Origin of the sequence: Halomonas cerina, from assembly GCF_014192215.1 — a bacterium.
Taxonomy (GTDB): domain Bacteria; phylum Pseudomonadota; class Gammaproteobacteria; order Pseudomonadales; family Halomonadaceae; genus Halomonas; species Halomonas cerina.
The window spans coordinates 1-9,138 of sequence record NZ_JACHXP010000035.1; the positions used below are offsets into that span (position 1 = coordinate 1).

The window sequence follows — 9,138 nt, forward strand, 5'->3', positions numbered from 1 at the left end:
CTCGAAGCTCGAAGCTCGAAGCTCGAAGCTCGAAGCTCGAAGCTCGAAGCTCGAAGCTCGAAGCTCGAAGCTCGAAGCTCGAAGCTCGAAGCTCGTCAGAGGATGTTACATGTCTATCCTGCATACCCAGATCAATCCGCGCAGCGCAGGCTTCCAAGCCAACGAGAGCGCCATGCGCCACGAGGTCGGCAAGCTTCGCGAGCTGACCGCTGCCATCCACCAGGGCGGCGGCGAGAAGGCACGCCAACGCCATGAGTCCCGAGACAAGCTGTTCGTGCGTGATCGCATCGATCACCTGATCGACGAGGGCTCGCCCTTCCTCGAGTTCTCGGCGCTGGCCGCCTATGAGGTCTACGACAGCCCGGTGCCCGCCGCCGGCATAGTCACCGGCATCGGCCGCGTCTCGGGCGTGGAGTGCGTGATCGTTGCCAACGACGCTACGGTCAAGGGCGGTACCTACTTCCCGCTCACGGTGAAGAAGCATATCCGCGCCCAGGAGATCGCTCGCAAGCACCGACTGCCCTGTATCTACCTGGTCGACTCCGGCGGCGCCTTCCTGCCCCGCCAGGACGAGGTCTTCCCCGACCGCGACCACTTCGGACGCATCTTCTACAACCAGGCCACCCTCTCCGCCGAGGGCATCCCACAGATCGCCGTGGTCATGGGCTCGTGCACCGCCGGCGGCGCCTATGTGCCGGCCATGGCCGACGAGTCGATCATCGTCCGGGAGCAGGGCACCATCTTTCTGGGCGGCCCGCCGCTGGTGAAGGCCGCCACCGGCGAGTCGATCAGTGCCGAGGACCTGGGCGGCGCCGACGTCCATGCCAAGAAAAGCGGCGTGGCCGACCACTATGCCGAGAACGATGCCCACGCCCTGCAGTTGGCCCGCGCCTGCGTGTCACGCCTCAACTGGCAGAAGCGCGGCCAGCTCGCCATGCAAGCGCCGAAACCACCGCGCCTCGATCCCAGCGAGCTCTACGGCATCGTCGGCACCGACTTGAAGAAGCCCTTCGACGTGCGCGAGGTGATCGGGCGTATCGTCGACGACTCCGATTTCGACGAGTTCAAGCGCTATTACGGCGACACCCTGGTCACCGGCTTCGCGCACATCCACGGCTATCCGGTGGGGATCGTCGCCAACAACGGCGTGCTGTTCTCGGAGTCCGCGGTCAAGGGCGCCCACTTCATCGAACTGTGTGCACAGCGGAAAGTGCCGCTGATCTTCCTGCAGAACATCACCGGCTTCATGGTCGGCTCGAAGTACGAGCACGAGGGCATCGCCAAGCATGGGGCCAAGCTGGTCACCGCCGTGGCCTGCGCCAAGGTGCCCAAGTTCACCGTGCTGATCGGCGGCAGCTTCGGCGCCGGCAACTACGGCATGTGCGGCCGCGCCTACGACCCCAACCTGCTGTTCATGTGGCCCAATGCGCGCATCTCGGTGATGGGCGGCGAACAGGCCGCAGGCGTCTTGGCCCAGGTCAAACGCGAGCAGATCGAGCGCGAGGGTCGCGAGTGGACACCGGAGGAGGAAGAGGCCTTCAAGCAGCCGACCCGGGCCCAGTACGAGCACCAGGGCCATCCCTGGTACGCCAGTGCCAGGCTGTGGGACGACGGGGTCATCGACCCGCTGCAGACCCGTGATGTCCTTGGCCTGTCCCTGGCCGCCGCCATGAATGCCGAGGTGGAAGAGACCCGCTTCGGCGTGTTCAGAATGTAGACGCTTCGCGCCAGCCATGGGCCTCGGGCCACGAGCGCTCGAAGCCCGAAGCCCGAAGCCCGAAGCCCGAAGCCTGCAGGGTACCGATATGACGACACCGACTTATTCAAAACTGACGATCGACGAGCGCGGCGTCGCCTGGCTGACGCTCGAGCGTCCCGAGGTCCACAATGCCTTCGACGATCACCTGATCCACGAGCTCAACGGCCATCTGCTGCGCGTGGGCGAACTCGCCCAGCGCGGCGAGGTCCGTGCCCTGGTGCTCGGCTCCGAGGGCAAGAGCTTTTCCGCCGGCGCCGACCTGAACTGGATGAAGCGCATGGTCGACTATGACTTCGAGGACAACCTGGCGGATTCCCGGGAGCTCTCGGCGCTGATGCACAGCCTGGATACCCTCCCCTGCCCCACGGTGTGCCGTGTGCAGGGGGCGACCTTCGGCGGTGCCGTGGGCCTGGCCGCCTGCTGCGACATCGTCATCGCCTCCGACAAGGCCCGGTTTTGTCTCTCCGAGGTGCGCATCGGCTTGTCGCCGGCGGTGATCAGCCCCTATGTGCAGCGCGCTCTCGGATCGCGCCAGATGCGTCGCTACGCCCTGACCGCCGAGGTCATGGACGCGGCCAGTGCGCTGACCTTGGGCCTGGCTCACCAGGTGGTGGTCCCTGAGGAACTGGATAACGCCGTCACGGCCATGGTCGAGACCCTGCTCACCACCTCGCCCCAGGCCAGCCGAGCCACCAAGGCGCTGCTGGCCGAGGTCGCCCGCGTCCCCGACAGCAACCCGACCCGCGATCATACCTGCCGGGTGATCAGTGAACTGCGGGTCAGCCATGAAGGCCAGGAGGGCCTCGCCAGCTTCTTCGAGAAGCGCCGCCCCACCTGGGCCCCCGAACCCTCATCGACCACGGAGCGCCGCTCATGACCCAGACGCCGAACAACAATGCCCAGCGCTTCGATACCCTGCTGGTGGCCAACCGCGGCGAGATCGCCTGTCGCGTGATGCGCACTGCCCGCCGAATGGGCCTGCGCACCGTCGCCGTCTACTCCGACGCCGACGCCAATGCCCGTCACGTGCGCGAAGCCGACGAGGCCGTGCGCCTGGGTCCGGCCGCCGCCCGGGAGAGCTATCTGAACGTGGAGGCCGTGGTCGAGGCCGCCCGGCGCACCGGCGCCGGCGCCATCCACCCCGGCTATGGCTTTCTCTCCGAGAACGGCCCCTTCGTCGAGGCCCTGGACGCCGCCGACATCACCTTCGTCGGTCCGCCGGCCTCGGCCATCGCCGCTATGGGCGACAAGTCGGCCGCCAAGGCACGCATGCACCGTGCCCGAGTGCCGCTGGTCCCCGGCTATCATGGCGACGACCAGGACGACGCCCTACTCAAGGCCGAGGCCGACCAGATCGGCTACCCGGTACTGCTCAAGGCCAGCGCCGGCGGCGGCGGCAAGGGTATGCGCATAGTGGAATCCGGCGCCGGCTTCCAGGCGGCGCTGGACGGCTGCCGCCGCGAGTCCCGAGCGGCCTTCAGCGACGACCGCATGCTGATCGAGAAGTACCTGACCCAGCCGCGCCACGTCGAGGTCCAGGTGTTCTGCGACAGCCACGGCAACGGCGTCTACCTGTTCGAACGCGACTGCAGCGTGCAGCGTCGCCACCAGAAGGTGCTGGAGGAGGCCCCCGCCCCCGGCATGAGCGAGGCCCTGCGCCGGGAGATGGGCGAGGCCGCCGTGCGTGCCGCCAAGGAGATCGGCTATGTGGGTGCCGGCACCGTCGAGTTCCTGCTCGATGCCGACGGGTCGTTCTACTTTATGGAGATGAACACCCGCTTGCAGGTGGAGCACCCGGTCACCGAGATGATCACCGGCCAGGATCTGGTCGAGTGGCAGCTCAGGGTGGCCATGGGGGAAGCGCTCCCGCTGGCACAGGACGAGCTGACCATCACTGGCCATAGCTTCGAGGCTCGCCTCTATGCCGAGGACCCGGAACAGGACTTTCTGCCCGCCACCGGCACCCTGAACCGCTTCGCCCTGGACCTCACCGGTGCCGGCCTCGACCCCGAGCGCGTGCGCTTGGACAGCGGCGTGGAAAGCGGTGACACGGTGTCGATGCACTACGACCCGATGCTCGCCAAGCTGATCGTCCATGGCGACGACCGCGACCAGGCCCTGGCCACCCTGGGGCGCGCCTTGGCGGCCCTGGACGTGCAGGGCGTGGTCACCAATCGCGCCTTCCTGCAGCGCCTGGCCACCCATCCGGCGTTCAAGGCCGTGGACCTCGACACGCGCTTCATCGAGCGCAACGAGGCGACGCTGTTCGCTCCGCGGACTTACCGCACCGAAGAGTACGCCGGCGCCGCACTGGTCGGCCTGAGCCAGCTGGCTCGGGAATGCGAGAGCGACTCGCCCTGGGACCGCCACGACGGCTTCCGGCTCAATGCCCCGCACACCATCCGCATCGCCCTGTGTGATCCGGCGCATGCCCAGGATGACGACAACAGCGAGGCCGTGGTCGTCGTCGAAGGTACCCGCGAGGGTGATGCCGATCCTTGGCACCTGAGCATCGGTGGCGAGACCCTGATGGCGCGCCTGCAGCCCCTCGAGGGGGATGCCGTGGCGGTGACGCTGAACGGCCATCGCCGCCGCCTGCAGACACGACGCGACGGCCACATCGTGGTGATGGCCGATCCCCAAGGCGAGACCCGGCTGTTCTGGCGGCGCATCGACGCCATCGACCATGGTCATCACGAGGCCGAGTCCACCCTCACCGCGCCCATGCACGGCACGGTGGTCGCGCTGCTGGTGGAGACCGGCCAGCGTGTGGAAAAGGGCATGCCGCTGATGGTCATGGAAGCCATGAAGATGGAGCACACCATGACCGCCCCCGCCGACGGCCACGTGGAAAGCTTCCACTTCGCGGCCGGTGACACCGTGGGGCAAGGCGACGTGCTGCTGGAATTCGCCGCGGACGAGTAGCGCCAAGCGCCAAGCGCCAAGCGCCAAGCGCCAAGCGCCAAGCGCCAAGCGCCAAGCGCCAAGCAGGATTTTGGCCGCGTCGGCACTGATGGCAATCGCTAGGCACGACTCAGGTGAGCGGCGCCGGGGGCAGGTCGTAGAGGGGGTCCTATGCCATGGATGGCATCGGTAGCGTACAGGGAGGTATTTACAGCGCCCCCGGAGGGCCGGCCCCGCTCGGAGAGCTGTTGCCGGGTAAGCCGCGACTCGAGGCCACATGATCGGCCCGTCGTGAGCAAGACAGGAGATAACCAATGGCATTTCCCAACAGCGTGCGTCTGGTCGAGGTCGGCCCGCGTGACGGGCTGCAGAATGAGCCCGAGCCGATCCAGACCGCCACCAAGCTCGAACTGATCGACCGCCTTGGCGCGGCCGGCCTTGCCCACATCGAGGCGGCGAGCTTCGTCTCGCCCAAGTGGGTGCCACAGATGGCTGACCACCGCGAGGTGATGCAAGGCCTCAAGCGCCGCGAGGGCATCGTCTACTCGGCGCTGACCCCCAATCTCAAGGGCCTAGAGGCCGCACTCGAGTGCGGCGTCGAGGAAGTCGCGGTGTTCGGCGCCGCCTCCGAGTCTTTCTCGCAGAAGAACATCAACTGCTCCGTGGCCGAGTCGCTTGCGCGCTTCGCCCCGGTGCTCGAACGCGCCAAGGAGGCCAATGTCCGCGTGCGCGGCTACGTTTCCTGCGTGCTCGGCTGCCCCTACGAGGGTGAGATCGCCCCGGCCAAGGTGGCCGAGGTCTCCAAGGCCCTGTATGCCATGGGCTGCTACGAGATCTCGCTCGGCGACACCATCGGCACCGGCACCCCGCTCAAGGCCAAGCGTATGCTGGAGGCCGTAGCCAAGGACGTGCCGATGGCCCAGCTCGCCGCCCACTTCCACGACACCTACGGCCAGGCGCTGGCCAACCTCTACGCCGTGCTCGAGGAAGGTGTGGCGGTGATCGACAGCTCCGTCGCCGGCCTCGGCGGCTGTCCCTATGCCAAGGGCGCCTCCGGCAACGTGGCCAGCGAAGACGTCGTCTACCTGCTCCAGGGGCTGGGCATCGACACCGGCATCGACCTCGACAAGCTCGCCGACACCGGCAGCTGGATCACCCAGGCCATTGGGCGGCCCAACCGCTCCAAGGTCGGCGTGGCGCTGGCTGCCCAGTAACCCGGCTGCCAGAACGAAAAGCTCCCGAGCCAGGCGACTGACTCGGGGGCTTGTTGATGCCTTCTGCATCGGGGCTTGAAACAAGGAACGGGGCATAGGGCGCTCAGTCGGGCGAACCGAGACAAGCCTCATTTATTGCAGCTGAAACATCTCTGGCTGCAGCGGCTCGGGCGCCGGCTCGCCCAGAGCCTCGGCCACGCTGATCTCGTGCACTCGGCAGATGGCGTCCAGCGGCAGATCATTAGCCTGGCGACCGAAGGGAAATTCCAGCTGTTCCGACAAGCGATCCAGCCCGAAAAAGGTGTAGGCAACGGTGGCGGTAAATACCGGAGTAAACCAGCCTGCGCCTGGAACCAGGCCAAAGGGTAGCAGGTAGCAATAGACATAGGCGGTTCGGTGCGCCAACAGCGTATAGGCAAACGGCAGCGGTGTCTGGGCGATCCGCTCGGACGCGGCTTGAATACCAGCCAGGCCGTGCAAATGCTGATCCAGGGCCGCGGCCGCCACCGAGTCGATATCCCCTGCCCGATGGGCTTCTGCCACCACGTTGCCGGCTTGCTGCAGCATGAACGCCGCCGGGTTGCGCGAACCCAGCGCTTCATCGACCAGCGCCACCGGCAGCGAGGAAGGCAGATCCGCGCGAACATTTTCATCACGCAACTGCCCACGCAGCAGGTGAGCATGGGCCAATGCGCGCATCACCAGCTTATGGCGTCGTTCCGGGCTGAGATAGATACCGCCGGCACGAGCCAGGCTGCGCATTTCATAGACCATTCGCCCCCACTGTTGGCGTGCCTCCCACCAGCGATTGTAGGTCGCCGTGTTGCGCACGCTGAGCAGGATCGACAGGGCGATTCCCATCAGAGTGAAGGGCAGCAACGTGTATTCGACGATACCATCCAGATGATGATGGCGAGAGACCCAGGTCACGGCCGCGGCAAACAGACCGGCCAAGAGGATATGAGGCAGGATGTGGGGAACCACTGACCCTTTCCAGGCCAGCATCAACCCGAGCGCACTGGGGCGATCCCGAACGATCATGAACAACGACTCCGGACAGCCAAAGGGAAGCGATATTGTCATAGCGGATCGAAGGAGGAAAGCCAGGCATGATGACGGAGCACGACTCGCCGATATCAGGTGAGCGGGGCCCTACCGAGCGCTCGAGGCGACGCTCAACACCGTCACCGTGACCAGAATCAGGCCCATGCCGACAAGCTGGATAGCGACCAGGCGTTCATCGAGCACCACGACCCCGAATAGCGACGCCGTGACCGGCTCGACCATGGCCACGATAGCCGCCACGGCCGGTGCGGTATGGTTCAGCCCGACGATATAGAGAATGAACGACACGCCTGCACCAAGCACTCCCAGCAGGGCGAAGAGGGGCCAGCTCGACGCGCTCAGCACCGCCAGGGTCTGGTCGGCATCACCCAGCCACACCAGTATGCCGGCGAGTACGGCGAACGCCATGACCAGAATCGCCTGGGGGCTGCCGTGTGGTGCCGCATACTTGAAGCCGAAGATGAAGACCGCATAGGATAGCCCGGCAAGCAGCCCGGCGGCGACGCCGATTGGGGTGACACCTCCCGGCTGGATGTCGTAGATGCGCGTCAGTAGCACGATCCCCAGTATGACCATGGCGATCGCGGCCCACTTGAGCGTCGTGGGTCTTTCGAGCCTGAGGGCAAACGACACGAGAAAGACGAACACCGGGGCGCAGTACATCAACGTCGCCGCCACCGCGACGCTGCCCTTCGCAATGCTCACGAAATAGAAGGTGAAATTACCCGCCACGCCGAGACCGGCAATCACCGACCAGAACCATAATGGGCGACTGGCCAACCCGCTGTTGTGAGGGCGTAATGCTAGCCAGACGACCACGAACACGAGTCCGATCGCGCCACGGTAGAACGACACCACGAGCGGGTCCCAGCCGTCGGCCATGAGCATGCCGCCGATCCCGCCGGATAATCCCCAGCATAGCGCCGCCATTACCACGAATGCCGTGCTCACTCTTGCCATTTGCTCTCCTGCTGGCGCCAATGAGACGACGGAAAAGCTCCGTATAAGGCGGTTGGAAGCTCGGGGCTGGATCCCAGGCTTTCACTTAGGCAAGCATATTTGCCTCATCCAATAACCATTCACGAAACTGTCCGGCGATGGGTCGCTCTAGGCCTGCGCCCGCGCTCACCACGTAGTAGGCCTGGCCACAGTTCAGCAGGCTATCGAACGCTACCACCAGTTTTCCAGCGCTCAATTCCGCCTGGTGCAGATCCCGGCTACCGAGCAGGACGCCTTGGCCGGCGATGGCCGCCTCCAGTGCCAGCAGTCCGTTGCCAAACCGCAGCTCCCGGAACGCGCCGCTTTCACATCCCTGCGACTTGAACCACTCTTTCCAGCCGCAGGGCTCGTCGAAGCGCGTGAGGGTGCTGTCACACAGCAATGGCAGTCCACGCAGTGTGTCGATACCGTCCAGGGTGGCGGCCAGTTCCGGTGTGCACATTGGCACCAACTCGAGACCCATGAGTCGCTGCGGCTCGATGCCGGGGTATTGGCCGTAACCGAGGCGCACGGAAACGTCGATGCCGGCGCGCTTGAGGTCGGTCACACCGAAGGTGCTATTATGGGCGCGGTCCACCGTATGCAGGCTCGCCTGCAGTCGCACTTCGGCCTCCGGACAACGGACGTAGAAACGGTGCAGTCGTGGCACGATCCATTTGGTGGCGAACAGGGGTTCGGCGCACACGGTGACGATCAGGCGCTCTTCACCATAGGAGCGGATCTTGTCTACTGCACGACCCAGCGTCTGAAACCCATCATGCAGCTCCGGCAGAGCCACACGCGCGGCCGGCGTCAGGCTGACCCGCCGGTGGTGGCGGACGAACAGTTCAACACCAAGATACTCCTCCAGCGCCTTGATCTGGTGGCTAATCGCCGCCGGCGTGACATTGAGCTCTTTGGCGGCTGCGGCGAAACTCTTGGTTCGCGCGGCGACCTCGAAATAGGAGAGTGCGATCAGGGGCGGGAGTCGTAACATAACCAATACTCGCATGAATGGCGGTGGCCACCGGCCCGATCGAGTGACCCGTTCAAGGGTCACTATAATCGTTGCCGATGTGAAAGCCATATTGCCCACCACAGGGCTGTCTCAACTCCTTGTGCCCGATCGACTCAAGCCGACAGACTGGCTTCGAGCTGCTTGCGCAACAGGAACTTCTGGATTTTTCCCGTCGGGGTGGTCGGCAACGGCCCGAAGAT

Annotated in this window: 7 protein-coding genes; 4 read left to right on the forward strand and 3 right to left on the reverse strand. The window is 65.4% G+C overall.

Annotated features, from left to right (window positions below; translation table 11 throughout):
- Nucleotides 1-109: 109 nt before the first annotated feature.
- The 4 genes from FHR94_RS19030 to FHR94_RS19045 all read left to right on the forward strand — a co-directional run bounded on the left by FHR94_RS19030 (nucleotide 110) and on the right by FHR94_RS19045 (nucleotide 5,877).
- The gene (locus FHR94_RS19030; RefSeq protein WP_183328283.1) at nucleotides 110-1,717 is read left to right on the forward strand and encodes a carboxyl transferase domain-containing protein; all 1,608 of its coding nucleotides are present in this window, start codon (nucleotides 110-112) and stop codon (nucleotides 1,715-1,717) included.
- 88 nt (nucleotides 1,718-1,805) lie between these two features.
- Nucleotides 1,806-2,636, forward strand: coding sequence for an enoyl-CoA hydratase-related protein (locus FHR94_RS19035; protein WP_183328285.1), 831 nt, complete (start codon nucleotides 1,806-1,808; stop codon nucleotides 2,634-2,636).
- The gene (locus FHR94_RS19040; RefSeq protein ID WP_183328287.1) at nucleotides 2,633-4,684 is read left to right on the forward strand and encodes an acetyl/propionyl/methylcrotonyl-CoA carboxylase subunit alpha; all 2,052 of its coding nucleotides are present in this window, start codon (nucleotides 2,633-2,635) and stop codon (nucleotides 4,682-4,684) included. The genes FHR94_RS19035 and FHR94_RS19040 overlap by 4 nt, the downstream gene beginning before the upstream one ends.
- 293 nt (nucleotides 4,685-4,977) lie before the next feature.
- Nucleotides 4,978-5,877, forward strand: coding sequence for a hydroxymethylglutaryl-CoA lyase (locus tag FHR94_RS19045; protein WP_183328289.1), 900 nt, complete (start codon nucleotides 4,978-4,980; stop codon nucleotides 5,875-5,877).
- A 132-nt stretch (nucleotides 5,878-6,009) separates the two neighbouring features.
- Here FHR94_RS19045 and FHR94_RS19050 read toward each other — a convergent pair whose 3' ends face one another.
- The 3 genes from FHR94_RS19050 to FHR94_RS19060 form a co-directional block, all read right to left on the reverse strand.
- The gene (locus tag FHR94_RS19050) at nucleotides 6,010-6,918 is read right to left on the reverse strand and encodes a bestrophin family protein (RefSeq protein WP_183328291.1); all 909 of its coding nucleotides are present in this window, start codon (nucleotides 6,916-6,918) and stop codon (nucleotides 6,010-6,012) included.
- 111 nt (nucleotides 6,919-7,029) lie between these two features.
- The gene (locus FHR94_RS19055) at nucleotides 7,030-7,902 is read right to left on the reverse strand and encodes an EamA family transporter (RefSeq protein WP_183328293.1); all 873 of its coding nucleotides are present in this window, start codon (nucleotides 7,900-7,902) and stop codon (nucleotides 7,030-7,032) included.
- A gap of 85 nt (nucleotides 7,903-7,987) precedes the next feature.
- On the reverse strand, nucleotides 7,988-8,917 hold the full coding sequence (locus FHR94_RS19060; RefSeq protein WP_183328295.1) for a LysR family transcriptional regulator: 930 nt from the start codon (nucleotides 8,915-8,917) through the stop codon (nucleotides 7,988-7,990).
- Nucleotides 8,918-9,138: the final 221 nt, after the last annotated feature.